Source organism: Sphaerothrix gracilis Ecp01 (assembly GCF_030405905.1).
GTDB lineage: Bacteria > Cyanobacteriota > Cyanobacteriia > Phormidesmidales > Phormidesmidaceae > Sphaerothrix > Sphaerothrix gracilis.
The window spans coordinates 86,594-112,841 of the sequence record NZ_JASATW010000018.1 but is presented as its reverse complement, the minus strand read 5'-3'; the positions used below and the strand labels follow the sequence as shown (position 1 = coordinate 112,841).

29 protein-coding genes and 1 tRNA gene are annotated in these 26,248 nt (G+C 53.8%); 11 read left to right on the top strand and 19 right to left on the bottom strand.

The features are described 5' to 3' along the window. Positions 1–503 (top strand): WD40 repeat domain-containing protein (locus QJQ48_RS19275; RefSeq protein ID WP_428843068.1); only part of this gene is annotated, 503 nt, incomplete at its 5' end. Here the strand turns inward: QJQ48_RS19275 and QJQ48_RS19270 are convergent. Beyond that, positions 492–1,064, bottom strand: coding sequence for an REP-associated tyrosine transposase (locus QJQ48_RS19270; RefSeq protein WP_346292879.1), 573 nt, complete (start codon positions 1,062–1,064; stop codon positions 492–494). The genes QJQ48_RS19275 and QJQ48_RS19270 overlap by 12 nt on opposite strands. A 111-nt stretch (positions 1,065–1,175) precedes the next feature. Further along, the gene (locus QJQ48_RS19265; protein ID WP_346292878.1) at positions 1,176–1,427 is read right to left on the bottom strand and encodes a hypothetical protein; all 252 of its coding nucleotides are present in this window, start codon (positions 1,425–1,427) and stop codon (positions 1,176–1,178) included. A gap of 132 nt (positions 1,428–1,559) precedes the next feature. Here QJQ48_RS19265 and QJQ48_RS19260 point away from each other — a divergent pair, with 132 nt between their 5' ends. Further along, entirely contained in the window at positions 1,560–1,790 is a 231-nt protein-coding gene (locus QJQ48_RS19260; protein WP_346292877.1) for a helix-turn-helix domain-containing protein, read from the top strand. Between the two features lie 41 nt (positions 1,791–1,831). On the opposite strand, the gene QJQ48_RS19255 is transcribed toward QJQ48_RS19260, so the two are convergent. Then, on the bottom strand, positions 1,832–2,194 hold the full coding sequence (locus QJQ48_RS19255) for an ArsR/SmtB family transcription factor (RefSeq protein WP_346292876.1): 363 nt from the start codon (positions 2,192–2,194) through the stop codon (positions 1,832–1,834). Between the two features lie 299 nt (positions 2,195–2,493). Between QJQ48_RS19255 and QJQ48_RS19250 the strand changes: the two genes are divergently transcribed. Beyond that, entirely contained in the window at positions 2,494–3,144 is a 651-nt protein-coding gene (locus QJQ48_RS19250) for a DUF1361 domain-containing protein (RefSeq protein ID WP_346292875.1), read from the top strand. Here the strand turns inward: QJQ48_RS19250 and QJQ48_RS19245 are convergent. Continuing rightward, entirely contained in the window at positions 3,141–3,317 is a 177-nt protein-coding gene (locus QJQ48_RS19245) for a hypothetical protein (RefSeq protein WP_346292874.1), read from the bottom strand. The genes QJQ48_RS19250 and QJQ48_RS19245 overlap by 4 nt on opposite strands. Positions 3,318–3,629: 312 nt before the next feature. On the opposite strand from QJQ48_RS19245, the gene QJQ48_RS19240 reads away from it, so the two are divergent. Further along, a complete protein-coding gene (locus QJQ48_RS19240) occupies positions 3,630–4,883 on the top strand; it encodes a cysteine desulfurase-like protein (protein WP_346292873.1) in 1,254 nt (417 codons plus the stop codon). 31 nt (positions 4,884–4,914) lie between these two features. Here QJQ48_RS19240 and QJQ48_RS19235 read toward each other — a convergent pair whose 3' ends face one another. From QJQ48_RS19235 to QJQ48_RS19225, 3 genes are all read right to left on the bottom strand, one after another. Further along, complete coding sequence (locus QJQ48_RS19235; RefSeq protein WP_346292872.1) at positions 4,915–6,123, bottom strand: transposase; 1,209 nt, start codon at positions 6,121–6,123, stop codon at positions 4,915–4,917. Positions 6,124–6,235: 112 nt separating this feature from the next. Beyond that, positions 6,236–7,138, bottom strand: a complete 903-nt coding sequence (locus QJQ48_RS19230; protein ID WP_346292871.1) for a hypothetical protein — start codon at positions 7,136–7,138, stop codon at positions 6,236–6,238. A gap of 303 nt (positions 7,139–7,441) precedes the next feature. Continuing rightward, entirely contained in the window at positions 7,442–8,116 is a 675-nt protein-coding gene (locus QJQ48_RS19225) for an Npun_F0813 family protein (protein ID WP_346292870.1), read from the bottom strand. A 321-nt stretch (positions 8,117–8,437) separates the two neighbouring features. Between QJQ48_RS19225 and QJQ48_RS19220 the strand changes: the two genes are divergently transcribed. Next, positions 8,438–8,510 (top strand) — tRNA-Arg (locus QJQ48_RS19220). Between the two features lie 287 nt (positions 8,511–8,797). On the opposite strand, the gene QJQ48_RS19215 is transcribed toward QJQ48_RS19220, so the two are convergent. The 5 genes from QJQ48_RS19215 to QJQ48_RS19195 all read right to left on the bottom strand — a co-directional run bounded on the left by QJQ48_RS19215 (position 8,798) and on the right by QJQ48_RS19195 (position 14,506). Continuing rightward, positions 8,798–9,460, bottom strand: a complete 663-nt coding sequence (locus QJQ48_RS19215; protein ID WP_346292869.1) for an HAD-IA family hydrolase — start codon at positions 9,458–9,460, stop codon at positions 8,798–8,800. Positions 9,461–9,684: 224 nt separating this feature from the next. Then, complete coding sequence (locus QJQ48_RS19210) at positions 9,685–10,878, bottom strand: NAD(P)/FAD-dependent oxidoreductase (RefSeq protein ID WP_346292868.1); 1,194 nt, start codon at positions 10,876–10,878, stop codon at positions 9,685–9,687. A gap of 80 nt (positions 10,879–10,958) precedes the next feature. Beyond that, on the bottom strand, positions 10,959–12,464 hold the full coding sequence (locus tag QJQ48_RS19205; protein WP_346292867.1) for an ATP-binding protein: 1,506 nt from the start codon (positions 12,462–12,464) through the stop codon (positions 10,959–10,961). 215 nt (positions 12,465–12,679) lie between these two features. Further along, positions 12,680–14,191 (bottom strand): UDP-N-acetylmuramoyl-L-alanyl-D-glutamate--2,6-diaminopimelate ligase, encoded by a 1,512-nt coding sequence (locus tag QJQ48_RS19200; RefSeq protein ID WP_346292866.1) that lies wholly within the window; start codon positions 14,189–14,191, stop codon positions 12,680–12,682. Positions 14,192–14,221: 30 nt separating this feature from the next. Continuing rightward, a complete protein-coding gene (locus QJQ48_RS19195) occupies positions 14,222–14,506 on the bottom strand; it encodes a glutaredoxin family protein (protein ID WP_346292865.1) in 285 nt (94 codons plus the stop codon). Positions 14,507–14,801: 295 nt separating this feature from the next. On the opposite strand from QJQ48_RS19195, the gene cysH reads away from it, so the two are divergent. Next, positions 14,802–15,533 carry a phosphoadenosine phosphosulfate reductase gene (gene cysH / locus QJQ48_RS19190; protein WP_346292864.1) on the top strand — a complete coding sequence of 244 codons (732 nt, stop codon included), beginning with the start codon at positions 14,802–14,804 and terminating at the stop codon, positions 15,531–15,533. A gap of 56 nt (positions 15,534–15,589) precedes the next feature. On the opposite strand, the gene QJQ48_RS19185 is transcribed toward cysH, so the two are convergent. Further along, a complete protein-coding gene (locus QJQ48_RS19185; RefSeq protein ID WP_346292863.1) occupies positions 15,590–15,886 on the bottom strand; it encodes a small RNA NsiR4-regulated ssr1528 family protein in 297 nt (98 codons plus the stop codon). A 232-nt stretch (positions 15,887–16,118) separates the two neighbouring features. Next, positions 16,119–16,448, bottom strand: a complete 330-nt coding sequence (locus QJQ48_RS19180; protein WP_346292862.1) for a hypothetical protein — start codon at positions 16,446–16,448, stop codon at positions 16,119–16,121. Between the two features lie 749 nt (positions 16,449–17,197). Here QJQ48_RS19180 and QJQ48_RS19175 point away from each other — a divergent pair. The 4 genes from QJQ48_RS19175 to QJQ48_RS19160 all read left to right on the top strand — a co-directional run bounded on the left by QJQ48_RS19175 (position 17,198) and on the right by QJQ48_RS19160 (position 21,021). After that, positions 17,198–18,367 (top strand): cysteine desulfurase family protein, encoded by a 1,170-nt coding sequence (locus QJQ48_RS19175; protein ID WP_346292861.1) that lies wholly within the window; start codon positions 17,198–17,200, stop codon positions 18,365–18,367. Positions 18,368–18,437: 70 nt separating this feature from the next. Beyond that, complete coding sequence (locus tag QJQ48_RS19170; protein ID WP_346292860.1) at positions 18,438–20,249, top strand: sodium:solute symporter family protein; 1,812 nt, start codon at positions 18,438–18,440, stop codon at positions 20,247–20,249. Positions 20,250–20,297: 48 nt separating this feature from the next. Further along, on the top strand, positions 20,298–20,519 hold the full coding sequence (locus tag QJQ48_RS19165; RefSeq protein WP_346292859.1) for a hypothetical protein: 222 nt from the start codon (positions 20,298–20,300) through the stop codon (positions 20,517–20,519). A 16-nt stretch (positions 20,520–20,535) separates the two neighbouring features. Then, entirely contained in the window at positions 20,536–21,021 is a 486-nt protein-coding gene (locus tag QJQ48_RS19160; protein WP_346292858.1) for a GNAT family N-acetyltransferase, read from the top strand. Here QJQ48_RS19160 and QJQ48_RS19155 read toward each other — a convergent pair. From QJQ48_RS19155 to ebsA, 5 genes are all read right to left on the bottom strand, one after another. Continuing rightward, positions 21,008–21,499, bottom strand: a complete 492-nt coding sequence (locus QJQ48_RS19155; protein ID WP_346292857.1) for a YajQ family cyclic di-GMP-binding protein — start codon at positions 21,497–21,499, stop codon at positions 21,008–21,010. The two genes, QJQ48_RS19160 and QJQ48_RS19155, sit on opposite strands and share 14 nt — an antisense overlap. 35 nt (positions 21,500–21,534) lie before the next feature. Next, the gene (locus tag QJQ48_RS19150; protein WP_346292856.1) at positions 21,535–21,933 is read right to left on the bottom strand and encodes an MAPEG family protein; all 399 of its coding nucleotides are present in this window, start codon (positions 21,931–21,933) and stop codon (positions 21,535–21,537) included. Positions 21,934–21,994: 61 nt separating this feature from the next. After that, positions 21,995–22,510, bottom strand: coding sequence for a DNA recombination-mediator protein A (locus QJQ48_RS19145; RefSeq protein WP_346292855.1), 516 nt, complete (start codon positions 22,508–22,510; stop codon positions 21,995–21,997). Between the two features lie 66 nt (positions 22,511–22,576). Further along, positions 22,577–23,668: a phosphotransacetylase family protein gene (locus QJQ48_RS19140; protein ID WP_346292854.1), complete on the bottom strand. Its 1,092-nt coding sequence runs from the start codon at positions 23,666–23,668 to the stop codon at positions 22,577–22,579. Positions 23,669–23,968: 300 nt separating this feature from the next. Then, complete coding sequence (gene ebsA, locus QJQ48_RS19135; protein ID WP_428843067.1) at positions 23,969–24,349, bottom strand: type IV pilus biogenesis protein EbsA; 381 nt, start codon at positions 24,347–24,349, stop codon at positions 23,969–23,971. A gap of 492 nt (positions 24,350–24,841) precedes the next feature. Between ebsA and QJQ48_RS19130 the strand changes: the two genes are divergently transcribed. Then, on the top strand, positions 24,842–26,236 hold the full coding sequence (locus QJQ48_RS19130) for a glycosyltransferase family 2 protein (RefSeq protein WP_346292853.1): 1,395 nt from the start codon (positions 24,842–24,844) through the stop codon (positions 26,234–26,236). The last annotated feature ends 12 nt before the right edge of the window (positions 26,237–26,248 follow it).

Below are 26,248 nucleotides of genomic sequence, written 5' to 3'. Positions count from 1 at the left end.
TACTGACCACCCTCGAAGGGCATCGCGATTGGGTCAGGAGCGTCAGTTTCAGCCCCGATGGCAACACCCTGGCCTCGGGCAGTGCTGACGGCACGGTGAAGCTGTGGGACAAAGATGGCACCTTACTGACCACCCTCGAAGGGCATCGCGATTGGGTCAGGAGCGTCAGTTTCAGCCCCGATGGTCAGACGATAGCCTCGGGCAGTGGGGACGATACGGTGAAGCTCTGGCCAATCGATATGGAGTCGCTGCTCGATTGGAGCTGCGACTGGCTGCACGACTATCTCTCAACCAATCCCAACATCACCCAAGCAGAACGCGAGCTGTGTGATATTCCCGCCCAAGCCCCTGAGCCAGACATTCAGCCTCGCCTCGGCCAAACCGCCGCCACCCTAGACATCGCCTTTCGTCAACTGAAAAACAAAATCACCAGATCCCAGGTTTTTTCAAAAAACCTGGGATCTCGGCTTCCCCTCGCCGATCGCTCCCACTCACTCATCTAGCAGCAGACGCCGCCAACGCCGTTCTAGCCGCCCCGCCTCCGCCTCCACAAATAGCCGATAATCCTGCTCAGCCCCGACTCGCCGCCGCACCGCCTCAAACTGAGGCAGCGTCCCTTGTCGCAGCCCTACATATTCTGGATAGCTAGAAAACTCCCAATCCTCAGCCCGCGCCACCAAACCCGCCTTTACCGGATTCAAGTGAATATACCGCGACAGATGTAGCAAATACGCTTCTTCGTTCACCAAAATTGCCCGGAATGGCCCCTGAAAGAGGCTCCCGCAGCGATTCAAACGGCGATTGATCGCCTTCGTATACGACAGGGAGAGTAATCCCATCTGTTCTGATAGATTGCTCTCGCGCAGACACACCAAAAAGTGATAGTGATTCGGCATTAGACAATAGGCCATCACCTGCAGCGTTTGCTCAGCTAGATAGTGGCGAAACCGTTTGAGAAAAAACAGATAGTTCTCCCGACCAAAAAAGATCGCCTGACGGTTATGCCCGCGATTGTAGAGATGGTAGTAGCAGCCTGGCATAAAGGCCATTTTACGACGTGGCATAGGTTGAGCGATCGCGGAAATCTACCCTAGAGTTCCCTTACATCCTCAAGACCCCAAGACCCCAGGGTTTTCTAAAAACCCTGGGGTCTGCCCCAACCCGATCGCCTCACTTCACCCAATCCAAACCCGCTTCAGCAACACCCGAATCACCTCGCCCACCTTACCCGTCGGCACCGGCGGACACCAATCGTTCGCCTCGGCAAAACGGCGATTGTGCAAATCGTGGACGATCGCTTTCACCGCCTCCGGCGAACCCGACACCGTCACCCTGGCGATCTCGGCTCTGGGCACGTCTGCCAGCTCTGGCTGAACCGCTGAGGTTTCAACTGAAAGCGGCGAGGTTTCAAGAAAGTTTTGATGCATTTCTGAGTAATTTAATGAAAAGTGACTACATAAATATAGTCACTTTTGGCTTCTCTGTCTATATAAATGTAGTCATTTACTTAGCCTTAATTCCTCTGAAATGATTGAGGCGCAGTTCTAGGCCAGCAGTTTATGGGCCGAGCCGGACAAGCGCTCAGACAGATTCTTGATGACTACAGCATCAGTCAAAACAAGCTAGCAACCACGCTGGGCGTGAGACGGTCTGTTGTTTACCGTTGGTTCCACGAACTTACCGATCCCACTGCCGAAACCGTGGCCGATATTGTCAAAGCCCTCAAAACCCTCAATCCGCAGGCTGCTGAAGCGTTTGTGCATCTCTATCTGGGTGACTTATTGAAGTAAGGAGCGCGATCGCCCTGTTTAAGCACAAACCACAATCAAGCTCAAGGAGTCGGCTTGCTGCCGTTGCTCGCCGTGAGGCTAAAAGCGCGGAAATGCTGCGCCTGTTCCTCAATGCGGCTGGCAATGCGATCGCAGACAAGCTGACACAGCTCAAAGGTCAAATTGTCAGAGACGCTGTAATAAGCTGAAGTGCCTTCAGTGCGACGGGTCAAAAAACCGGCCTGCAACATCACCTTCAGGTGCTTAGAAACGTTTGCCTGACTGGTTTCTGTCGCCTCGACCAGTTCTTGAACGCACCTTTCCTGATGGCGTAGCAGATTCAACAGTCGCAAACGCATTGGTTCGCTAAGAATGCTGAAATATTCAGCTACCTGCTGGACCACTTCTGTGGATACAGGCTCCATGAACATTCACTCCGAACGTGCTGTGAAGGAACGATCCCCGCTATTTTAGCAGTCTATTGGGTAACACCGATATTCCGCTCTGGCTGGCGATAGGTTTAGCGGCGAGCGTGATTCTACCTAGACTGCCCAATTTCAGCGGTAATGTCACAGGATACTAACTTAACAAGTGAAGCGATATATTGCCCTTTAGTTCCATTTGCTCTGAGCATCACCCCAAAGATTATGACAGCTTTACGGAACAGTTTTTTTGTTTACTGTAGTCATTAGGAAATAGTTAGTTGATATCGAGGCGATCGCCGATGACCTCCATTGGATACTGGTTAGCCGCTGCCCTAGAAGCCGCTCACAACAACATGCGGTTCATGACCTGGAACTCCTTTCTCGCCATCATTCCGCTGCTTTTAAGCATTTGGCTCTTTCGCAGCCGCCAGCTCAAGCCTGTCCCCTGGCTCATTGGCTTTGCCGCCTTTATTGCCTTCTTGCCCAACGCCCCTTATGTCCTCACCGACATTATTCATCTGGTTCACGACATTCGCTACGGCTACTCCATCTGGATTATTACCTTAGTTTTGGTGCCCCAATATCTGCTGTTTATGGCAGTAGGATTTCAGGCTTATGTTGTCTCTTTGATTAATCTGGGCTATTTTCTGCGCCGCCGCCGTCTAACCCGGCTGATTGTGCCCACAGAGCTGTTTATCCACGCCCTATCAGCGATCGGCATCTATCTGGGGCGGTTTCAGCGCTTTAATAGCTGGGATATCGTCACCCAGCCGGAACCACTTTTCCACAACCTGCTGTCAACCCTGATGGCGCAGCGACCCGCCGCCATTATGGTCGTCACCTTCTGCGTCATTACCGTGCTTTACTGGCTGCTGAAGCAGGTAACGCTGGCGCTGGCGTTCTATCTCCAGTCGCTACGCCAGACCAAAAACGAAGAACTTAATGTTTAGTCAATTGCCCGCTGTCGGTTTCCTTCCCCTAGCTGCTGAATCAGCGTCCACGCCGCCCAGGCAAATCCATAGGCTAAGAGGATACTGCTGGTAACCGTCATCACCGCAAAGGGCGACAGCATCGCAATCAGGACAACGCTCAAAATTAAGAGGGACAGGAGTGATTTGTCCATCAGTATCCTCCGGTTTGTGGGGATCTTCACTTCCATCTTACAAATGCGAAAGTCTTCCTTTGGATCGCTAGGAACAGTCTGGAATGTAATGTCTAATATCGCAATACTTTGTAGTAAAAACGGCTTCATCTGTGAGAGTTTGCTAACTTTTGCCAGATAAAACTGAAGCGGCCACAATTCTTGACCTAGATAGCAGTCACCGTTCAGAAGCCGGGACACTGGCGGGGGAATCTCGTGGGCAGTTCAACCTCGTCGAGTGCGCAAGTTCTGATAGCGCTAGGGTAAGCTCTAAAGCAGTTTATTTTCTCCGATATGACGTCAGTTCCTGCAGCAGCTCAGTCGCCCCTCAACCTCGAACTTGTCCGCTCGGCCTTTCCCAGTGTCGGCTCAGACTGGACTTTTTTAGACAATGCGGGCGGCTCGCAGATCGCCCAGCCCGTAATCGATCGCCTCAACGAATATCTGCTGACCTCCAACGTGCAGCTAGGCGCTTCTTATGCCGTATCGCAGCTAGCCAGCCAGCGGCTGGCCCAAGCCAATCAGGCAGCCGCAACGTTCATCAATGCGGCGGATCCGGCAGAGGTGGTGATGGGAGCCTCAGCCTCTCTCTTATTGAGAATCCTGGCCTACTGCTTGGGGCAGACCTGGCAGCCCGGCGATGAAGTGATCGTTACTAACTGCGATCATGAGGCCAATATCACCCCTTGGCTGGAGCTAGAGTCCCAAGGCATCGGGGTGAAGTTTTGGTGTTTGCGTCCGGAAACCTTGTCTTTGCATTTAGAAGATTTAGCGGCGCTGCTGACGGACAAAACCCGGCTGGTGGCTTTGACCCATACGTCTAACGTGCTGGGCACGATCAATCCGATTCGGGCGATCGCCGATCTGGTTCACAGCTACGAGGCTCTGATCTGCGTTGATGGGGTCGGCTATGCTCCCCACCGTCTAATTGACGTGCAGGCGATGGACGTAGATTTTTACGTCTTTAGCTACTACAAAGTCTACGGGCCGCACCATGCCCTGCTCTACGGCAAGCGCAAACATCTGCTGCCCCTCCCCAGCTTCAACCACAGCTTCATCGGGCGCGACAGTCTGCCCTATAAGCTTCAGCCCGGCGGCGCTAACTATGAGCTGTCCTACAGTACCCTGGGCATTTTGGATTATTTAGAGCAGTTGGTCGCTGACACGGAGATCCCTCACCAGCGCGATCGCCTGGTGGAGGCGTTTGAGCGCATTAGCCTGCATGAAGAAGCCCTGAGCGATCGCCTGCTGCGCTTTTTGACCCATCAGCCCAATGTCAAAGTCATCGGTGAAACTAGCCCCGATCGCCAACTGCGAGTCCCGACCATTGCCTTCACCGTCGCCCATACCGACAGCGCCACGATTCCGCCCCAGCTAGATCGCCATCAGATTGGCCTTCGCTACGGCGACTTTTACGCCAAGCGCCTGATTCAAGACTTGGGGCTGGCAGCCCAAAATGGCGTGGTGCGCCTCAGCTTAGTACACTACAACACCCTAGAAGAGTGCGATCGCCTAATTGAGCTATTGGAACCCCTGTTGGCAGGTTGACACGAGAGGAGACGGTGCGGCTCTCTAACCCCTAATTTTCTTCGCTAGCTAGCGAATAGACCTGACCGTCAATCAGCAGGCGGGTAATGCCCTTGGCGTGGAGATAGCGGCCAGTTTTATGCAGAATTTCGCCATCTGGGATCTTAACCACGCGCTGATTGCGCCGTGAAAAGCGCCGGGCTACCCGGTGGTTATCGAAGATAGGCAGCGTACGCTCGTCGATTTCACTTTCCGGAATTTGGCCCAGTTCGCCAAACTCTCGCAGCGGGCGGGTGATTAAATCGGCAATGCGATCGACAACGAGATAGCAGGTTTTGGGCAAGCTGGCCTCGGTGAGGGGGACAATTTCGATGGCAGCATTTCCCTGCAAATGGGGCTGTAGCGCTTCATCGTTCTCATCCCAATCGTCACCGTCGTCTTCGTCGTCTTCGTCTAAGTCGTCTCCATAGTCGTCATCTGGAGTTGGAAGTTCCTCGTCCTCGTCCTCCTCGTCAACTGCGGTGGCTGGCTGGGCTGTTTTGCCTTTGAGTTCAGGGGCTGCAGGGGCAGCTTCAGCCTGCTTGTCAGCGTCCGTCTTGAGGATGGGAGCGGCAGTCTGCTTGTCGCTGTCCGTTTTCAACAGGGGTAGCTGAGTGCTGTCTTCCTCACTCTCTTCTGGACTGCGAGAGCGTCGCCGGCGGCGGGGCACTGATATTTCTGTCGGCGGAATCTCGACGGTTTCAATCGGTTCGCCGTCCGGTTCAGGGCTGCTAGCTGTCTCAGCGGCAGAAGCGGCGGCGCTGGCCTCTTCGCTGGGAGGTTCAGGGACTGATTCTGCTGGCGTCTTTGATTTGAGTTTAGGTTTAGCCGGACTTTGCTTCGTCGTCGGTTTCTCGGTTTCTGGCTCATCGCTAGGGGGAGCCGCTGCGACGGTAGCTTCCTCTGCCGCTGGTGGCGGGTCAGATGCTTTTTTTGCATCCTTTTTAGCCGTCTTTTTCTTATCCGTTTTGGTCGCGGCTGGCTGTTTGGCGGCAGGTTCTGGCTCAGAGGGCTTAGGAGCCGGGGCCGGCTCGCTAGACGAGCGCTTTTGCTGAATTAGGGCGCTATATTCTTCGGCGGGTAGCGAACTTTTGAGGACGCGACTGATGGTGCTATTGCTCACTCCAAAGCGATCGCCAATGGTAGAGGTGGTTTCTCCTGGCTGCTTGTAGATTTCAATAATCGCCTGCTTGTCTGCGTCTGATAGTTTGCTTGGAGCCATGCTGACCGTAATCCCTGCACTGCTGAATCTTGTCTGCTCTGCTGAGTGAGATAACCCAGCTAGGACTACTATTATGACTGATTGCATCCGCAATCAGGTGTTTAATCCACGCTTAGCTGCGACGGCGGCGACTGCTACGGCGAGACTGGGTTGAAATGGCGTGCTCTACGGTAGCCCCAATCGCAAAGAAAATGGCTGAAAATGTCCAAAAGACTTCCCAAAGTTCGCCCTCTTCGTAGGAAGCGGCATTGATACGATAGGCAAAGAACATATCGGCAATATAGAGACAGAAAGCCGCGATCGCAATTAGCTTCCAAGACTGCGAAAATCGGCCGCCCCAAAAGGCCACCAGCATCGTCGCCGCAATCACTACCAGAATGCAGTCGCCAATCACGTAGAGCCAGCCAGCCGCTTCCTCATACTGGCTCAGGTAGTTGTCTAAGGCCACTACCCAACCGGGCGCAGTGGTTTCCACCGCTGCTGCTGGAGGGACTGCCTCTGGATCGGTGATTTCTAGCTCTGCCGGGGGCGTTGCCTCCGCCGGATCTAACGGCGGGCTTTCTTGGGCGTGGGCCGCCTGCATCAGGGAAGGTCTGGGCAGGCTGGAAACTTCGGCGACGGCAAAGTAATTAAGAAAGATAGCTAGGGCGACACCGACGAAGCCAATGCCCGCAATGATGAGCCACTGAGGCGTTTCTAGGTTGAGGCGGCGGGGTAAGACGGCCCGCAGCATCCCCAGCACTAAAAATACGTAGCTAAGAATATAGAAAAAGTCGCCTAGGGAGACAGCCGGATCTAGGTTCCACACGGTTCCCCAAAGGAAAAACAAGATGTTGCCTAAGGTGAAACACAGCATCCCTAAACCCAGAAACAGCCAGACATTACGACCGCTGACAATTTGGCTACTGCCCCAGTTGCGAAAGCACAGCAGCGTCGCAATGACGAATGCGCCTGTTTCTAATATGGTAATCCCGTAGAAAAACCAGTCCGGATGCTCTGCGCCCGGTGGCGGCACACTGAACAATAAGAAAAAGATCAGCGCAACGATTGCCCAGGCAAGACAGAATAGGACAAGGCTGCGGGTAGATACAATCGATTTTAGACCCGAGGAAGAACGACTCAAAACCCACCTCATTTAAACAGTAATGGCTGTGTGCTCAGGGAGCCGCTACAGCTATTGAGTAGTTGACTTTAACCCTAGTTGCCAATGGTTCAGCCTTGCACACGATGCCGAACATGCAAAATATTAGCCAAAATTCTTAAAGTCGAACTAATTTGTCGTTTTCTTATAGCCACAATTGGGAAATGGCGCAGCCGTTTACTGCCAAAGCTGGCCCATCGGGGACTGACTCAGCCAGTTTGTAAACTGCTTTTGATTGGCAGGGGTCATATCTTCCAGTACCTCTAAGGCTCTTTCTGTAAAGTTGGCGTTGCCGAAATAGCTCTTACTGATGCGATAGAGTTCCTGCAGCAGCGTGTTGAGGTGATGTTCCTGCCAGGCAGGCATCTGGGCCATTGCCAGCGGATCGACCGTCAGGATTGCATGAACTGATTTAGCCGAGTCTATCTGCGGGAAGTTCCACTGCTCAAATAGATCGGTAATGTCTTTTTCAAACAGGGCTGCCTGCTTGTCTCCCAACAAATCCTCGACATCAATATAGAGGGCCTGTAGCAGCAGCAAACAGCCCTGAATCAGAGCGGCTGAGGCGGCTGGGCCGCTAGCCACATCGCTGCCTTCGGCGGCATCTATCTGCTCAACTCGAACTTTGCCCCAAACGCTAAAGCGCTCAGGTTCTTCTAGCAGCACACAGGCTTTGCCCCGATTATCGGTCAGGTCGCGCCAAAGCGCTCTGGCTTCCTCTTCCTGAGCCGCATTAAAAACGCTGAGTAATCGAAAAGTTTGATCCTGATAGGAGAGAATCGGAATTTTTTGGTCTTTGGTAGGATGTTGAACGCTTTTAATGTCAACATCTTGTCGCTTGAGAATAAACATAGCGCTGCCAATTCACTCCTAATCGGGCCGTGGATTGCAGAGGTGATTATTAACCAACTAGAACACATCCGCCGCTGAAACAGTTGAGAAGATATCTGATTGTAACGGGTAGACTCCCTTCTATTGAAGAAACCTACCTGTTCAAACGGTTAAGACCCCGTTACATCCCTACTTTAGAACGTAGACGGCGCTTTACGCGTATCTCTCAGAACTTTTGGCCAGCCCGTAGCCCTGATAACACTTGCTGAGTGTTCCCCATTGCTTTATCGCCTCAGCGATCGCTACAATTTGTGAGGAACTAGCTCAGTGTGTTAGGTATAGGGGCCCTTAGCTCAGTGGATAGAGCAACCGCCTTCTAAGCGGTCGGCCACAGGTTCGAATCCTGTAGGGCCCGTTTTAACTGAAGTTTTTGAGTTGAAGCCTTGGAGTATCAAGGCTGTGACAGTGGTGCGATAGAGGCGACTGCTAAGGCGGTCTTGGATTTTTAGCCTAAAACAACGCGGTTGTAGAGCAGCAGCGAGCCTAGTGTGGCGCAGAGGACGGTAGCCGCAATCAGGAGAATATCCATTGGCTATACAAACTCCCGGAAAAGTACTGAGCTTATTGTGGCGATCGCATAGCTAGCCTATCAGGGAAAAAACACGGCTATTTGGAGACTGTTACAGTCCGTAATCAGTGTTTTCACTTGTTAGGCTGATTCTCAGATCGGTTCAGCCAGATGCCTTTGAGGCCAGCCGCTTTAGCCCCCTCGTAGTCTTGCTGATAGCTATCACCAATATGCCAAGCTGCCGCTGGCTGACAGCCGTGTTTCTGAAGGGCTGTTGCAAAAATTAAAGGATGGGGCTTGGCGGCTCCTACTTCGGTGGAGATAGTGATGGTTTGGAAGCAGTGGCTAAGTTCAAGCGCGTCTAAAACCGCATAGATACGAGAGTCAAAGTTGGAGATAATGCCCAGCTCAATTCCCTGTGCCTGCCAGTTCTGGAGCGCCTGCAGCGTATCTGAGTAGAGAAACCAAGGCTCACCCGTGGCAAAGTGAGCATAGAGATCGGTGAAAAAGCCCTCAAAATCAGAAAAGGCTGCCAGGGCATCGATTTGGGTAAAAGCCTGCTGGGCGATGGCGTGCCACCAGCGATACTCGGCCTGGGGAATGGCTGTGGTTTCCGTTTGGGGAAACGCCATTGGGCTGGCGCTGCTAAAAGCCTGAATAAAAGCCTGGTCGAGGGCGGCGGCGTCCGTTTCTACGCCCGCTGAGCGGGCCATATCCGCATAGATTTGTCCCACACTGCCGCGCACCCCAAACAGGGTACCAACCGCATCTAGAAAAATAACCTGAGGCTGAGACATCTTAGGCAAGCGTAAATCAACAGGGCTTAGGAGCTACGCAGCTCACAATTCGAGACGCGGGGGGTAGTGATAAGCTCTCCCCTATTCTCCCCTAGTGAGGAAGGTGGCAATGGCCGGGAGGATCTGGCGATTAGCTGAAACCTGATTCAATGCGTCAGTCCTGCAGGGCGTATGGGCCGCTAGAGCCAGCCTACCGTCAGACAAGCCAGCTCATGCCTGTTCAGCTAAGCTTTGAGCAAGTCCCGCAGCGGCTGCCCCATCCAGTTCAGCCCCACCCGAATCTGGTGGTCGAGCGTGGGCATCCGGTAGAGGTAGGCTAGGCGGCGGGCTACGTGCGCAAAGACGCCGTCTAGCTTCATGCCCATGCCAGTCAGCGTAGCGTTATCCGTCCCCAGCGTCATCATTTCTCCCAGGTGGTTGTAGCGGAAAGGCAGCAGCGGGCGATCGCTCAGCGAGGCCCAAACATTCCAAGCGACATAGTCGGCCTGCTGGATGGCAGACTGGGCCGTATTCGGTACCTGCTGCCCGGTGGCATCATGGCAGTCAACCAAATCACCCAGGGCAAAAATATCGCTGCACCCTGTCACCTGCAAAGTCGGCTCGACCGTCAGTTGTCCGCGCGAGTTGCGTTTGAAATCTAGGCTCTGAGTCACCTCAGCGGGGCGGGTGCCTACCGTCCACAGCACTAGCTCAGCCGGAATGGTATCTACCTGGCCCCGATACTTTAAAGACACCGAATCGGCGGTAACGGACTCGACGGTGGTTTCGAGATCGAGCCACACGCCTCGCTCCGCCAGGGCTTTTTCTGCCGCCTGACGATTAAATTCAGCAGAGGTGCGCAGAATTTCGGTTGCCATTTCTACAATGCGGATGCGACCGCGATCGCCCAGGCGATCCGCCAGCTTGCAGGCCAGCTCGACGCCGCTGTAGCCACCGCCCACAACGGCAATGCGAATTTTCTCGGCGGCGCTAGCTTCTAATTCCCGCAGGCGCTCCTTGAGCTGATAGGCATCCTCAATCGTGCGGAAGGAAATCGCGTGATCTGCCACACCGGGGGCTAAATCCATTGGCGTTTCACCTCCCATTGCCAGTACGAGGCGATCGTAAGGCAGGGTGGTACCGTCGCTGAGGCTAACTTGCTGAGTGGCAGGGGCAATGTCTGCTACGCCGCTTTGGTGAAAGCGAATTTGAGTATTGGCAAATAGCTCCTCGTAGGGCGGCGCGATTTCCCAGGTTTGCAGCTCCTCAGTCACTAGCTCGTAGAGCAAAGGGGAAAACAAAAAGCGATCGCGCTGATCCACCAGCACGATTTCTGCCTGATGAGGGGCTAACCAGGGCAGCTTGCTGAGGCTTAGAGCGGTGTAGAGTCCGCCAAAGCCACCTCCTAGAATGCAAATCTGATGAGCCGATTGGGTCATGGTGGCGCTGAGAAGTGGGTAAAATCCTCTCTACAGAATAGCAACCTCCGCCCTCTCTGCCCTCTCCATAGAGAAGGACGCTACTGCTGATAGATGGGCAGCGAGACTCGAAAAGTTGTGCCCTGCCCCACTGTGCTATCGACCTTGATAGAGCCACCGCAGTAGAAAAGGAGCTGTTGGACAATGGTGAGGCCCAGTCCTGCGCCTTCAGGCTCACCGTCATTGATTTGGCGACCGCGATAGAAGTGAGCAAAAATCTTGGGCAAATCGGCGCTGGGAATGCCAATGCCCGTGTCGCGAAACTGTAGCTCAATCAGCTCTGGCTGGGGCTGGGCTGTGACCCAAACTTCGCCCCCCTGAGACGTAAAGCGAATACTGTTGTGCAGCAAATTGATCGCAATTTGGCGCACCCAGGCTTCAGGGCAGGCCGTCGGCGGCAGGTCTTCTGGAATGGTATAGGCCAGCATGATGCCTTTTTCCTGCGCTATGGGCTGATAGGTGCTGACGACGCCAGGGACTACATCCGCTAGCTGTAGGGGCTGTACGGCAATGTGGCTGAGCTCTCCTTCTAGCTGTAGCAAGTTCAGCACGCCATTGATTAAAGTGCTCTGGCGATCGCACTCATGGCCAATCATCTCCCGGTAGCGCTGTCGCTGCGGTCCCTTGAGGCTGGGTGAAGACAGCAGGGTCAAGGCTGTTTTGATACTGGTTAAGGGCGCTCTCAGCTCTTGGCCGACCGTATTGAGGAAGTCGTCGCGCAGTCTGAGGGTATTGAGCAGTTCCTCATTTTGGGAAGACAGGTCAGAAACGGCCACCGCCTGACGCCGCATATCAGTCAGGTTTTGGCGCAGGCGGGTTTGACTAGTGAGCTGCTGGGTTACTAGACGATCTAAGAGCGAAAAATTGACAGGCCGGGCCGTTACCCTTTCCGTTTGCAAGGCCAGATTTTGGACAATTGAAATTGCCTCGGTGGACTCAGAATAGCCAGAGGCACTGGCCGCGATCACAGTCTGCAAGCCCTGCAATATATGCTGTACAAACTGCGGATCAAAAGAGCAAATAACCCGGAGATAGTATTTTTTCTCTTTGGTGCGCTCAGCGACTTCAGCTATGCCCAAAGCGGTATCTTCGGCTGCGGCCTCATCATCGGGAGAGCTACTGCCAGGCTGCATTCGAAACCGCCGCGCCAAAATTATCCCCGTAATCTGCTCGGATATAAAGAGCAGCACATATTCTCCTCGCAGGCCACTCCGGGGGGCGAGGGGAATAATTGAAATTCGCTCTGCCAAGTCTACGCCGCCATAGTTCAGCAGCCTGTCATCGTCTAGGCCATGACTGCTGAGAAAGTAAACAGCCTCAATGAGTTGGGACTGAGCTAGATAAGTCCGGATTGCTTCTTGCCAAGCGTTACCGCTTGGTAGCTTTAGCCAACAGGTAGCTGCAATCTGCTGTTCGGCTAAATATTCGGTAACCGAGCGGATAATACCCTTAAATTCTTTAGGCCAGACCTTGGCTGGCTGCGGAACAGGCTGATAGTCAAGCGCTAGCTGATAGAGAGAAACGTCGGGGTAGCGGGGCGAGGGCATGAAGTTTTAGGAGAATGAGGGCGTTCCACGTCAAACCTAGAAAATCATCAACAGGGTATCTGAACACATTAAAGACTAAGTCACCGATTTGGGAATGGGTATTGCAAGATTTAGCCGGGGGATGGGGAGATGAGAAAGATACGAGGAGAGGTAGAGATCTGGGGAGAGTAGGGGTGGCTGGCAAGAATTGGGATTGACTCTCCCCAGGAGCACGGCTAGCGGTAGCGCTGTTGGAGAGCGGCGCGGGCCTGCTCACGATCGTCGAAGTGAACTTTTTCGGTGCCGAGAATCTGATAGTCCTCGTGCCCTTTGCCCGCAATCAAAATGCCGTCGCCGGGCTGGGCTTCTAGAATGGCGGTGGCAATGGCTTCAGCGCGATCGCCAATCACGGTAAAAGCTTTTGTATTGGTCATGCCCGCCGTAATGTCCTGCAGGATTTTTTGGGGCTCTTCAGTGCGGGGATTATCAGAGGTGACGCAGACGCTGTCGGCTAGGCTCTGGGCAATATGACCCATTTGAGGCCGCTTAGTGCGATCGCGATCGCCGCCACAGCCAAAAACGCAGATTAGCCGCCCTGAGATGAAGGGCCGAGCGGCTTTGAGGGCGTTGTCCAGGCTATCGGGGGTGTGGGCATAGTCTACGATGACGCTGATGTCCTGATCGGGCTGCACCTGCACCTGCTCCATGCGCCCAGGTACGCCAGTAAAGCGAGGCAGAGTTTCTACGATTTGCTCTAGGGAAATGCCCAGATGCAGCGCTGCGCCCACGGCTGCCAGCAGATTCTCTAAATTAAACTGGCCGACTAAGGGAGAGTAAAAGGGGGCTGCGCCTTGGGGGGTTTGCAACTGTCCTTGAATACCAGTCGCCTGATATTCAAGGTCGCTGGTGTAGAGATCAGCGCCGGGATTTTCTAAGCTGTAAGTCCAAACGCGATCGCGGCTGACTTGGGCAATGAGCTGCCGCCCATAAGAATCTCGCTGATTGATAATAGCCCGCCCTTTGAGATAATCCCGCCCAAAAAGCTGGGCTTTAGCCGCAAAGTAATCGTCTAAGTCCTTATGGTAGTCCAGGTGATCTTGGGTCAGGTTGGTGAACACTGCGACTTCAAACGGGCAGCCCCAGACCCGTTTCTGCGCCAGGGCATGAGAGCTGACTTCTAAGACCGCTACCTCGCTCCCGGCGGCTAGGGCCGCAGCCAGGTCGGCCTGTAGCTCCACCGCAAAGGGCGTAGTGTGTACGGCGGTCTGCTGGTAGCCGGGCCAGCGGCTGTAGAGCGTTCCCAACAGGGCTGTTGGGTGCTGGGCCTGCAGGAGCAAAAATTCAATCAGGTGGGTAGTGGTGGTTTTACCGTTGGTGCCGGTGACGCCGACCAGCTTGAGCTGCTGGGCCGGATAGTGATAGAAGGCAGCGGCGGCCTCAGCGCAGGCGATCGCCATGTCGGTTACAGGCACTACGCAGGCCAGCTCATCGGCCAGGGGCGGCTTTTTGTCATAAGCAGCCGGGGAGATGAGAGCCGCGATCGCCCCAGAACCAACCGCACTCTGCCAAAATTCACCCCCATCCACCCGGCTACCCGGCATCCCAATAAACACATCCCCAGTCTGACAGGCGTGAGAATTGGTACACAGCCCTTTTACTTCGGCATTGAGCGCCGGATAGTCAGGGAGATTGAATCCAGGGGTTCGTAGTGCCTGAGGCAGCTTATCCAGCAGTTCCCACAGCTTCATGTCAGCAACTCCTTACATTTTGAGCTGCGATTATTTTCGCTTACTCTGGCTTAGATATTTCTGTAGCAATTGCTCCAATTGGGACAAAGGGGCCCGAGGCGATAGCCGAGGCAAACGTTCTTCTGTCACTTCAGAGTCAGCGCGATGCAGCAGGCATAAGACTGGAATCTCATACTGATAAGCCTGAAACCAGTCAGGACGACTAGTAATGTCGCGAATTTCCAGCTCAAACGCAGGCTGCTGGAGCTGCTCTAGTTTTTCTTGCAGTCCCTCGCAAAGATGGCATCCTGGTTTGCTGTACAGTACGAGTTGCATGGAATGAGAAGAATGAAGGTCAGCTTTAAGTGTATCTCTCCCACCTGCCCCATCCCTCTCATCCGATAGAGCGCAACTTCCCTCCGACGGCCCTTGGAAACTCCAGCAGCATTTATTAACCTTTGTTAAGGTAGGATGCTGAAATACATTCAGACTCGGCTATTCGGATAACCCCACTCTCTGTGGGGTAATTAAATCCCTAAATCCCGACCGGATTATGTGTGATTATGAGATAGGATTGGATGTATAACAGATTTGACACTGCCCAAGCAGTCAACCAGCGGAAATTCAAATTATGGTTCAGTGCATGGAATCCCCCGTCAGGGCAAAAATCGGCAGCTTAGATTTTGACTTTGATCGGCTCAACGAGCGATTTGAGCATTCCGAGCCGATGGAGATTCTGGCTTGGTGCGTAGAGAATATGTCTGACGGTTTGGCGCAGACCACTTCTTTCAGCATCTTATCTGTTACCCACATGCTCTACCGGGAATTAAACACCCCGGTTCCTGTGATCTTTCTAGATACGCTGCATCATTTTCCCGAAACTCTAGAAACCGCAGAGCGAGCTAAAGAATTTTACGACTTGGATCTGCGCGTCTATCAGGCTAAGCACGTCAGCAACCGGGAAGAATTTGCGGCGCGCTACGGCGAAGCCCTGTGGGAAAGCGATGTCGATCGCTTCCATTACTTAACCAAGGTAGAGCCGCTCCAGCGGGCGCTGTCTGAAGTTGGCGTTACTGCCTGGGTGACGGGGCGCCGCCGCGATCAGTCTCGCACTCGTCAGCATATGCCCATCTTTGAGCCGGACAACCAGGGCCGGGTGAAAGTGAATCCGCTGGCTAACTGGACGCGCAAAGAGCTGTGGAGCTACACCTACAACAACAACGTCATCTATAATCCGCTGCACGATCGCGGCTACACCAGCATTGGCGATGAGCCTTTGACGACGCCGATTTTGCCAGGTGAAGATGAGCGGGCAGGCCGCTGGCGCGGCAGCGTCAAGACGGAATGCGGCATTCACGTCTAAACGGTGCGGCTCAATCAAGCCTTTTTACCCAATAGCCGATCGCTGCCAGCGGTCGGCTATTTGCTGCCGTAGTAAAACGCGATTTCTTTTTCCTTAAGCGGCGCAAAGTCAGCTTTGAGCAGCATTTGGTTTAGCTCAGCTTGAGCAATGTGCTTAGCGCCGATGCGAACAATGCGCGATCGCATGGTGTTGGTGACGCCGCTGCGCTGGCGCTTGGCTTCTAGGGCCATAACGCTGTTGTAGAGGTCTAACTTTGCCGCCGGGATGGCTGAACCATCTAGATCGGTACCCTGGGCGATCGCGTTGTCTACGGCATCAGCCCCGGTCATGGCAGGAACTTCGCTATTAGTCATTAAAAATTGGCCTTGAACTCAGCGACCGTATTTTATCAAGCTGAGTGTTCCATTTTTTGAACTCAGCCGGAATTAAATTGATTAATCCAACTCATTAAAATATACGCAGCGATGCCCGCCTGTCTAAAAAAGCGGACATCGCTAGCCAAGAATATTAGGCTATTGCTAGTAGCTAAAAACCGAGTAAATTTGATCGGTTAATTTATTTTGATCTGCTCGAACAAAAGGTTTTTTACTGGGACGTAGTGACCTTCTCTACCAGATCTTTCGCCTCTTCAATCATGCCGTTTTCTGAAGGATGCGATCGCTTGTAGTTGTCCATATTTTTTTCGTACTCTTTCTCAACGCCTCTCGGATCGTCGATGACTGCGGCTGCTTTTTCATACGCATCTTCTCGATCCGCCGCTGCCGTATTCTGGGTCTGGGTAATTTCAGACGCCTTGGGGGCGGCATAGCTGGGCTGGCTGAGCAGGATCGCCCAGCCTAAAATAACGGCTAGGCTAAATCCAATAAAAAGACGAATACGATGACCAATGGCTGAACTGATAGAAAAGTGTTTCATGGCAGTCTCCTGGGGAAACAAAACTGTAGCTCTGTAGATACGAAGCGCAGAGTTACAGTTAAAAATTAGAACAAGCTGAATTTTATGAATCTGAGGTTTTTATCTCTTCTATCTGAGGATATATTCAGCTTACACGGCTTTAAGATTAGCCAATTAGCTATCCTTTTGGAGCTAATGCATGAGGGTGATAATTTGACTTTATTTGTTTACAATTGTTTAGCCAAAACTGCTATTAAACCCATCCGATTCGCTACCGGGGCGATCGCTTTGGCAGTAGCGGCGCACTAAGCGGAGGCCGGTCTTGTGATTGGCTGCTAAAAAAACCGGACTTTTGACTCAGCCTAACTAACCTCTCAGAGATCGCCCCTGTCAGGAACTGTGATCTCTATCATCCCAAACGGTCACCGTTGTCACGGTGTTGTCCAAGACCTGTCACAGTAAACGCCTAGAAAAATCACGAAATCTAGCGGTTGATGTCACTGTTTTAATCTGCTGGTCGCTGCAATATAGGTACATACAAGGAGCCAAGATTCGTTTTTGCCCCCGCCTTGAGGATCCTGCCATATGACCACCATTTAATTGATTCACTCTTCTCTCATAAGTTTTGACCACACTCCCTCAACCCTGCCTCTGGTGGGGTTTTTTCTTGGGGTGGATTTCAGCGTCCTCTCAGGGCAGTACGCTAGTCTAGCGGACGGATAAAGATATCCTAAGAAGTAAGACTGGGTTTGTTGCTGAGGATCGCCCCTATGCAAATTTATTTGGACTACAGCGCTACAACGCCAACCCGCCCGGAAGCGATCGCGGCGATGCAGGCAGTTATGGCTGAGCAGTGGGGCAATCCGTCGAGTCTGCATCAGTGGGGCAACCGAGCGGCAACCGTCATCGAGCGATCGCGGATGCAGGTCGCTGACCTCATCAACGCCCCGATTGATGCCGTTGTTTTTACCGCTGGGGGCACCGAGGCCGATAATTTGGCGGTGCTGGGCGTGGCCCGTCGCTACCGGCAGCCCCAGCACCTGATCATTTCTAGCGTGGAACATTCCGCCGTGGCTGAACCGGCTAGGCAGCTAGAAGCGCAGGGCTGGCAGGTCACGCGCTTGCCAGTTGATCAGGCCGGACAGGTGAATCCGCGCGACCTGGCAGCGGCGCTGCGGCAGAACACGGTGCTAGTGTCGATTATCTATGGTCAAAGTGAGGTGGGGACGCTGCAGCCAGTCGAGGCGCTGGGCCGCCTTGTGCGCGATCACGGGGCACTCTTTCATACGGATGCGGTGCAGGTGGCCGGACGTTTGCCGCTAGACGTGCAGACTCTGCCCGTAGACCTGCTCTCCATGTCCAGCCATAAAATCTATGGGCCGCAGGGAGCCGGAGCGCTCTATGTCAAACCCGGCGTCGAGCTGACGCCGCTGCTGGGGGGCGGCGGTCAGGAGTTCAAGCTGCGCTCAGGCACCCAGGCCGTACCGAATATTGCCGGGTTTGGTGTGGCGGCAGAGCTGGCCGCCGAAGAAATGCCTGCCGAGACGGTCAGGCTGATTCATCTACGCGATCGCTTATTTAGCCAGTTAGCAGATACTCCCGGACTGCAACCCACGGGCGATCGCCGTAACCGTCTGCCTCACCACGTCAGCTTTTACCTGACGGCAGCCGATGGGGAACAGCTCAGCGGCAAAACCCTGGTACGACAGATGAATTTAGCCGGAATTGGCATCAGCGCTGGCTCTGCCTGTCACAGCGGCAAGCTCTCCCCCAGCCCGATTCTGAAAGCGATGGGCTACAGCGATCGCGCTGCTAAGTCGGGCATTCGTCTTACTCTAGGACGGCAAACCACAGAGGCCGACGTTGACTGGACGGCGCTGGTGCTGCAGCAGATTTTGGCCCGCTCCCAGGCAGCACCCCTCATTTCAAAACTGAGGTAAATCCAGGCAGCGATCGCCTCTAGAACCTACCTGTGGGAAGATGGCTAGGCAATTCTTTCTGTAGCTGCCCATGCAACTGATTGACTGGCTGATTGTTTTAGCCTACCTGGTGTTCACCTTAGGGCTGGGCTTGTTTTTAGCCCGCAAAGCGTCCGGGAGTCTGGTGGATTTTTTCGTCTCTGGGCGATCGCTGCCTTGGTGGCTGGCGGGGACGAGCATGGCGGCGACTACCTTTTCCATTGATACGCCGCTCTACATTGCTGGGGTCGTGGGCAGTCGCGGTATCGCTGGTAACTGGGAGTGGTGGAGCTTTGGCATTGCCCATGTAGTGATGATCTACGTGTTTGCGCGGCTGTGGCGACGCTCGGAGATCGTCACCGATGCGGAACTCACCGAAGTACGCTATGGCGGCAGAATGGCGGCGATTTTGCGGGGCACAAAAGCTTTCTTATTTGCGGTGCCGATCAACTGTATTGGCATCGGCTATGCCATGCTGGCGATGGTCAAAGTGATTGATGCCCTAGAACTGTGGCAGAGCTTGGGGATTGACCCCGGTGAAGGGCTGAAGCTGTGGAGCGTGATTGGCATCAGCTTTTTGGTGCTGCTCTATGCCGGATTTTCTGGCCTGTGGGGGGTGGTGGCGACTGACTTTTTCCAGTTTTTCCTGGCCTTATTTGGCGCAGTCGTAGTGGCGATCGCCGCTGTAGGTTCCGTGGGCGGCATGGGCAGCTTAATCTCTCAGGTGCAGGCAGTGACGGAGCAGGATGTGCTGTCGCTGGTGCCCCTCACCTGGAACAGTTCCGGGCTGGCCTGGGGAGAAACGGCAGGCATCACTGCCGGTACCTTTTCGGCCTATGTTTTTTTGCAGTGGTGGGCTTTTCGGCGCAGCGACGGCGGCGGCGAGTTTATTCAGCGGCTGGCGGCCTCTAAAACCGAGGCTGAAGCCGAAAAGGCCGCCTGGTTTTTCAATATTTTGCACTATGTCGTACGCACCTGGCCCTGGATTTTGGTGGCGCTAGCGGCGATTGTGCTGTATCCCGACTTAGGCGATCGCGAGCTGGGCTATCCCAAGCTAATGCTGGATTTTCTGCCGCCGGTGCTGCTGGGCATTGTGGTGGCCTCCCTAGTGGCGGCGTTTATGAGTACGGTGTCCACTTTGATCAACTGGGGCGCTTCCTATTTGACCAACGATCTCTATAGCCGCTTCATCCGGCCCGACGCTAGCCAGTCAGAGCTGGTGCTAGCCGGCCAGATTGCCTCCATTTTGGTAACGATTTTGGGCGCGATCGCCGCTTTTTACTTTGAAAATATCACCACTATTTTCCGGCTGGTGATTGCCGTGGGAACGGGGCCAGGGCTAGTTCTGATTCTGCGCTGGTTCTGGTGGCGGATCAACGCGGCGGCGGAACTGGCATCAATGCTGGCTGGCTTTTTCATTGGCCTGTTTACCAGCATCGTCCCCGTTTTGACAATTGAGGATTTTGGCCTCCGCTTGCTGGTGACAGCCGGCATCACCACTGTCATCTGGATTGGCGTCATGCTGATGACGCCGCCGGAGTCAGAGGAAACCCTCGATCGTTTTTATCAGAAAGTTCGCCCCGGTGGCCCTGGCTGGCACCGCCAGCGGATCCGCACCGGTCTCAGTCCAGCCCAAGATCTCAAAGTTGATATTCAGCGGGTACTGGCGGCGCTGCTGCTGCTGTTTGGGGCCATGTTTGCCGTTGGCGGCTTTTTGCTGCTGCAGTCGCTGACGGGCTGGCTGTCTCTGATTATTGCTGTAATTGGGGCCGTGTGGCTGCGGCAGCTAAGCAAGCGCTATCCGGTTGCACCAGCCCCGCGACCTGGGCTGAGCGATCGGCCAGAGTCCTCCGATGAGCGGTAGGATGAGAGTATTCACAAAACTTGATAATAGGCTTTAGGTGGATTCGAGATGGCTTTCTTTCGTTCCTACGTCGCTCCGTTCTTGATTGTGGTGGTTTTTCTGATTGCCCTAGTAGCTGTCAGTGCCCGCATTGTTCTGCCCAGCGACATGATGGCACCAGCACCGATAGAGGAGATGGACGGGGCCAGTGCAGCTCCCGACCTGTCGTTGAATACCGCCTTACCCCCAACCCTTTCGGCGCTCCTACACGGTCAGCCCGACGCTGCCTAACCCGGGCCGCGTGAGCATGTTCTCTCTGCCTGGCTACGAGCTGCGCCTTGGCTCTAGGCGCGATCGCCCGCTGCTAGCTCAGTTTATGCGGCGCACCTACCAGGAGCTAGGCAATGTCCAGACGGCTGCGCACCTAGACGACACAATAGAGCAGCACTTTTCAACCGCAACGCCGCTGTGGTGGCTTTACCCGACCCTGCCAGGAACAGATAGCTTAGCTCAGGTGCAGCCAGTGGGCTGTCTGTGGCTGGGCAATGCGGTTGACCCGCTCAGCGGCGATCGCCATGCCTACGTGCTATTGCTCTATATAGATCCTAACTATCGCCGCCAAGGCTTAGGAACTGCCCTGATGCAGCAGGCGATCGCTTGGAGCCAGGCCCGGGGCGATCGCCAGATTGGCCTGCAGGTGTTTTGTCAAAATCAGGCGGCGGTGCGGCTCTATGAAAAGCTGGGCTTTTCCCCGCAGGCGCTGTGGATGACGAAGGTAGTTAGCGATAGTTAGTAAACTGTAGCGCCATCGGCCAGTCTTCCTGCTTGATTAGCTGAATAGCTGACTGCAGATCGTCCTTGGATTTGGCTGAAATCCGGACGGCATCTCCCTGGATTGACGCCTGTACCTTCTTCAGGTTGTCACGGATCAGTTTGGTAATTTTTTTGGCGCTTTCCTGACTGATGCCCTTTTGCAGCTTAATCTCTTGGCGCACCCGGTTGCCGCTGGCAGATTCAACCTTGCCAAAGTCAAAGATTTTCTGAGAGAGCTGACGCTTAGCGGCTTTGGTTTGCAAGACGTCATGAATTGACTGCAGCGTCATGTCGCTGTCGGTTTCAATGGTGATGGTTTCGTCACCCAGGTCGATGCTGGTTTTGGTATTTTTTAAGTCATAGCGGCTAGTCACTTCGCGCCGAGTCTGATCAAGGGCGTTGACCAGTTCTTGCCGGTCGAAGTCGCTCACCACATCAAATGAATAAGATGAAGCCATCGCAATCTCTAAAAGTCTTTAGTGCCGACTGCCCTCTACAGTAAGACAGAACGGCAGCTAATCACAAACAGGCTAAAAATACCGAAGCTGCCAACAGCAAACATCAGCGATCGCAGCAGCGGCACGTCTAGAATATAGAACACCGAATAGAGCAGGCGGGCAACCACATAGGCGATCGCAATGCCTAAGACCAGCGCCGAAGTTTGCCCAGTCACGTAGGCCATCAGCGCCGCTGGTGCAAACAAAGTGAATGACTCAAATGAATTCTGATGTGCCCAGTTGGCCCGTTGAGCATAGGGCGGCAGCTTATCCGACATCGTGCGGGGCGCTGACTGGTCATAGCCCAGCCGAAAGCGCTCTAGCCCCACAATCAGAAAGGGCAGGTAGATTAAAACGGCTGCCAAAGCGATGCAGACTAGCAAAGTCTCTGGCATTGGCAAACTCAACATTTCCATACGTCGCTAATCTCCCGCTCCCGTGGTTGAGATAAATAGCTTAGTCAAAATAGAACAGCGTCACTAGCTTGCGCTGATCTTCAGCGGCGCTGCAGGTTTGCAGCAGCGTGTGACTGTCGTGGAAGGCGAAACAGATGAGCTGCTGACAGCGGGAAATAATTTCCTGGTTACAGGTAGAACTGGCTTCTGCCAGAGAGAGGGAATCGTTTTCTGGATTTTCCACCAAATGCATAACCTGTTCGAGCTGGTCGCGGGACTCCCTCGGCTGCTTGGATAAGCTCTGAGGCAAAATCACCGTTAGCAAATTGGGATCGGCCTTCATGGCCCCCCGAATAACGGCGGAATTAGTGCCTGTGGCACCGGACGTTAAAATCCGATTTCCCCCCAAAACTAGCGCATAGCTCATTAGCTCAATGAGACGCTGGTGGGTAATTGGAACGTGACGAGAACCCAAAATAGCAATCCGTTTGGAACCCGATTCCTGGATAGCTGCTAACTCTTGTAAAAACAGGTCAACTTTCGGAGTCTCGGCAGGAGCTTCGATAGACTGACTCAAGGGCGCTACAAAATGTTAAGGAACTGGCTCATTGTATCAGAAGGGACGGAGCTAAAGCGCACTCGATTACGAAGCCGTGGTTGCTGGCTGGAGATTGAGCGCCGACATCAGGCGATCGAAGTCGAAATGCTGCTCCATCAAATGCCGCATACACTCAACTTTGACAGGCTCATGGAAGCGCACCTGACCGAAGGTTTGGTCAATAATTTCTACGGTCGTTAAGGTGTCGAGATCGACTGACAGAATCGGAATTTCCAGATCTATAGCCCGGTTCAGGACCTGAGAGGCCGGTGGTAGATGTCCGGTCAAAATTAGGCACTGGGTAGAGGTTTCCAGCGCCGCCAGCTGAATATCTGTGCGATCGCCCCCGGTGACAACCGCCATATTGACGGCTTTGCGGAAGTACTTCAGGGCGGAGCTGACGTTCATCGCGCCGATTGTCAGGCTCTCTACCATCAGATCCAGCCGGTTTTCGCAGCAGAGCACTTCTGCGCCTAGCCGATGCACCAGTTCCTCGACGCTAATGCTGCGCATCAGCGCTGTTCTTGGCATGATGCCTAAGACGGAGATTCCCTGCTGCTCTAAGAAAGGACTGATATCCTCTTTGAGCTGCTGCATCTGATCGGCGGGTACGTCATTGATGATGACTCCTAATAGGCGATCGCCCAGCCGCTGCTTCATCGACAGCAAATTATCGACAATATGGGCCGAATGGAATCGAGCCACAATCAGCACGGAAGCGGCAACCGCCTCAGTGAGCTGGGGCAGGGCCAGATTAAACAAAATACCTTCTTCCAAATTGCCGGGACCTTCCACCAGGAGCAAGTCTTCGCCTGAGGACTGCCGATAGGGAGCTAAGCCCTCGCGGCTATCGAACGGCCTGTAGTCAGATAGGCGCTGCCCAATGGTCGCTTCATCCAGCATCAACAAGGTGGGTCGGACTCGGTTGTCAGGCAGCTTTAGGGCCTCGGCAATGAACCGAACGTCTTCATCTAGCTGGTCATCTGAATGCTCACTCGGACAGGTGCCTAAAGGTTTACCATAGGCAATTTCAATTCCTCTCGCCTGTAGCTGAAAGGCCAGTCCCAGAATGATTGCTGATTTGCCACTGTACGATTCAGTGGAGCCAACTAGTAAATGCCGAGCTTGTTTGGGCACGCTGATCCTACTCCTCTCGATATAATCCGACTGGTTGCGCTACGGACTCCATTCTGGCATTGTCTTCGCCCTGGAGTCTTCTTACAGGAAAACTAAATTCTGAAAAACTAGCAAGAGCTGCCCAAGATTCGCCAAGCTTCAGGATGGCCAGTTTTTCCGGCTCAGTGCTGTAACAAATTTGGCATAAAGGGGCAGAAGCCCTACAGGCCGAAAGCCACAAAGGGTGAATTGCCGCAGGTTAGTGCTGTCTCCATCAGCCTGCGGCAAAAAGCAAATATTAGGGGCTGCCTAGCGTGGCCCCTAATCGTCTAGCCGCAGCAGCTTGCGATAGAAAGGCTTAGCAAAGTCAGCAGGCCGTTTACGCCGAATGGAATAAACTACGTCAATTAGAAAATCAACAAACTCAAAGGTGGCCATCGTCACCTCGTAACTCAGTTCCGCATCGCCATCAAACTGCATCCGGCAGTGAGTCAGGTCTGCGGGTAGCATTGAGACGTTCCAGGTGGCGATGAAGGGAACGCTATTGCCGCCTTCGATCGTCCGTTCGCCTTCCAAGTTGCCTTGCTTATAAAGGCTGATAGCGTAAGGCAGGACTTGCCGCTTCGTGCCCTGGTAGTAGGGCATATAGACGCCGATTTCCTGCTTGCTAGCGGGCTTAATTTCTTCAATTGAGATAGACATTGGCTCTCTGTTCCCTATCGTTCTCAAGTAGCGCTTTGCTTAGATTCTCAGATTTTAGAGTCTGCCCGGACAGCTCTGCTGGTAGATAACTGACAATGTCCTATGGTAAGCAATGTTTTCGCTGCTTAGACTTGTTGACACCGTAGCTGTCTCAGGAATTAAAAAGATTAATTCTATGGATTCTGGCCGCAAGCAGATAAGCGAGCGATCGCACAAAGCCATAGGATGATTAATTGTTAAGAAGAGTTGAGAGATTGTTAAAGTAACACAAGAAAGCTTTGCGATTGATTACTTGGTTAGGGTTCCCGACTTCACAGCAAATTTAATCACGACAGCGAGTTCGGTTTTTTCACTGAGTCGGAATCATGCCAACGGTCAGGATGGCTGAGCCAGCAATGCAGGCATGGCGCTCTGCCGAGTCTGGTCATAACGATGACCGGTCAAGTTGTTTCGGTTCGGCTGAGGTCTTGTGGAGAACAATCAAGCTGATAGATGTCTAAATGGGTTAATTCGCTGATGGTTGAGATTGTAGATTCTGAGGGCGATGCATTTTATCCAGGCTATGCGGGGCGTCGGCAAAAGGCGGCGCTTACCCTAATTACGCTTTGGGGTGGCACGTTTGCCCTTCATTTTTCCCGCTGGGGGCAGGCGGTTGTCCTGTTTTTGACGGCTCTGATGGGGATTCACGTACTGCGAGTTTTGCTGGCCCGACCCCAGGCCATACCGCCCGCGCTGTCGGTCTATGAGCCGAAGCCGCTGGGTACTGCAGACGACGAGCCGTGGCCCTATGTTTCTCTCCTGGTAGCCGCCAAGAATGAAGAAGCGGTAATCGAAAGCCTAGTCATGTCTCTATTCAGGCTAGATTATCCCCGCGATCGCTACGATCTCTGGATCATCAATGACAACAGCAGTGATGGCACAGCCGCCCTGCTCGATCGCTTAGCCCAGCGCTATCAGCAGCTCAACGTAGTCCATCGAGGGCCAGAAGCCAAAGGGGGTAAGTCTGGGGCACTCAATCTGGTCTGGCCGCAGACAAAGGGTGAACTGGTGGCTGTCTTTGACGCCGATGCTCAGGTCCCCTCAGATCTGCTGCAGCGGACGGTACCGCTGTTTCTCCAGTCTCAATCGGTGGGAGCCGTGCAGGTGCGCAAAGCGATCGCCAACAGCGGCACCAACTTCTGGACTCGCTGCCAGCAGGTAGAGATGGTCTTAGACAGCTACTTTCAGCAGCAGCGCATTGCCCTTGGGGGCATTGGCGAACTGCGGGGCAACGGGCAGTTTGTGCGCCGAGCGGCGCTGGAAACCTGTGATGGCTGGAATGAAGAGACGATCACTGATGATTTAGATCTGACCGTACGGCTGCATCTCAGCGGTTGGGAAATTAGTTTTCTGCCCTTTCCCGCCGTGAAAGAGGAAGGCGTTACCCAAGCGATCGCCCTTTGGCATCAGCGGAACCGCTGGGCTGAAGGCGGCTATCAGCGCTATTTAGACTATTGGCGACTGCTTGGACGCAACCGCATGGGTCTAGAGAAAACAGCCGACATGCTGGCCTTTTGGGTGATGCAGTACATGCTGCCGGTGGTAACCCCAGCTGACCTGCTGATGGCAGCGCTGAGACGCCAAGCCCCCATTTTTGGCCCCCTGACTGCCCTGACAGTGATGCTGTCTTTAATCGGCATGTTTGTCGGTCAGCGCCGGGTCCAAAAAGCCTCTGTGCTCATCACTTTGATTCGCAGTCTGCGGGGCACGGTTTATATGCTGCACTGGCTGCCCATCATTGCCAGCACCAGCTTGCGCATGTCAGTGCGGCCTAAGCGGCTGAAATGGGTAAAAACTATCCATCAGGGCGAAGCGCGAGACGAACTGCCCCTAGACGCTTCGATATAGGCAAGCCAAGAC

Excerpts from the sequence above, each read along its gene's own strand:
- QJQ48_RS19270 (WP_346292879.1), bottom strand. The coding sequence starts at position 1,064 with ATGCCACGTCGTAAAATGGCCTTTATGCCAGGCTGCTACTACCATCTC.
- QJQ48_RS19265 (WP_346292878.1), bottom strand. The coding sequence starts at position 1,427 with ATGCATCAAAACTTTCTTGAAACCTCGCCGCTTTCAGTTGAAACCTCA.
- QJQ48_RS19260 (WP_346292877.1), top strand. The coding sequence starts at position 1,560 with ATGGGCCGAGCCGGACAAGCGCTCAGACAGATTCTTGATGACTACAGC.
- QJQ48_RS19255 (WP_346292876.1), bottom strand. The coding sequence starts at position 2,194 with ATGGAGCCTGTATCCACAGAAGTGGTCCAGCAGGTAGCTGAATATTTC.
- QJQ48_RS19250 (WP_346292875.1), top strand. The coding sequence starts at position 2,494 with ATGACCTCCATTGGATACTGGTTAGCCGCTGCCCTAGAAGCCGCTCAC.
- QJQ48_RS19245 (WP_346292874.1), bottom strand. The coding sequence starts at position 3,317 with ATGGACAAATCACTCCTGTCCCTCTTAATTTTGAGCGTTGTCCTGATT.
- QJQ48_RS19240 (WP_346292873.1), top strand. The coding sequence starts at position 3,630 with ATGACGTCAGTTCCTGCAGCAGCTCAGTCGCCCCTCAACCTCGAACTT.
- QJQ48_RS19235 (WP_346292872.1), bottom strand. The coding sequence starts at position 6,123 with ATGGCTCCAAGCAAACTATCAGACGCAGACAAGCAGGCGATTATTGAA.
- QJQ48_RS19225 (WP_346292870.1), bottom strand. The coding sequence starts at position 8,116 with ATGTTTATTCTCAAGCGACAAGATGTTGACATTAAAAGCGTTCAACAT.
- QJQ48_RS19215 (WP_346292869.1), bottom strand. The coding sequence starts at position 9,460 with ATGTCTCAGCCTCAGGTTATTTTTCTAGATGCGGTTGGTACCCTGTTT.
- QJQ48_RS19210 (WP_346292868.1), bottom strand. The coding sequence starts at position 10,878 with ATGACCCAATCGGCTCATCAGATTTGCATTCTAGGAGGTGGCTTTGGC.
- QJQ48_RS19205 (WP_346292867.1), bottom strand. The coding sequence starts at position 12,464 with ATGCCCTCGCCCCGCTACCCCGACGTTTCTCTCTATCAGCTAGCGCTT.
- QJQ48_RS19200 (WP_346292866.1), bottom strand. The coding sequence starts at position 14,191 with ATGAAGCTGTGGGAACTGCTGGATAAGCTGCCTCAGGCACTACGAACC.
- QJQ48_RS19195 (WP_346292865.1), bottom strand. The coding sequence starts at position 14,506 with ATGCAACTCGTACTGTACAGCAAACCAGGATGCCATCTTTGCGAGGGA.
- cysH (WP_346292864.1), top strand. The coding sequence starts at position 14,802 with ATGGTTCAGTGCATGGAATCCCCCGTCAGGGCAAAAATCGGCAGCTTA.
- QJQ48_RS19185 (WP_346292863.1), bottom strand. The coding sequence starts at position 15,886 with ATGACTAATAGCGAAGTTCCTGCCATGACCGGGGCTGATGCCGTAGAC.
- QJQ48_RS19180 (WP_346292862.1), bottom strand. The coding sequence starts at position 16,448 with ATGAAACACTTTTCTATCAGTTCAGCCATTGGTCATCGTATTCGTCTT.
- QJQ48_RS19175 (WP_346292861.1), top strand. The coding sequence starts at position 17,198 with ATGCAAATTTATTTGGACTACAGCGCTACAACGCCAACCCGCCCGGAA.
- QJQ48_RS19170 (WP_346292860.1), top strand. The coding sequence starts at position 18,438 with ATGCAACTGATTGACTGGCTGATTGTTTTAGCCTACCTGGTGTTCACC.
- QJQ48_RS19165 (WP_346292859.1), top strand. The coding sequence starts at position 20,298 with ATGGCTTTCTTTCGTTCCTACGTCGCTCCGTTCTTGATTGTGGTGGTT.
- QJQ48_RS19160 (WP_346292858.1), top strand. The coding sequence starts at position 20,536 with ATGTTCTCTCTGCCTGGCTACGAGCTGCGCCTTGGCTCTAGGCGCGAT.
- QJQ48_RS19155 (WP_346292857.1), bottom strand. The coding sequence starts at position 21,499 with ATGGCTTCATCTTATTCATTTGATGTGGTGAGCGACTTCGACCGGCAA.
- QJQ48_RS19150 (WP_346292856.1), bottom strand. The coding sequence starts at position 21,933 with ATGCCAGAGACTTTGCTAGTCTGCATCGCTTTGGCAGCCGTTTTAATC.
- ebsA (WP_428843067.1), bottom strand. The coding sequence starts at position 24,349 with ATGTCTATCTCAATTGAAGAAATTAAGCCCGCTAGCAAGCAGGAAATC.
- QJQ48_RS19130 (WP_346292853.1), top strand. The coding sequence starts at position 24,842 with ATGTCTAAATGGGTTAATTCGCTGATGGTTGAGATTGTAGATTCTGAG.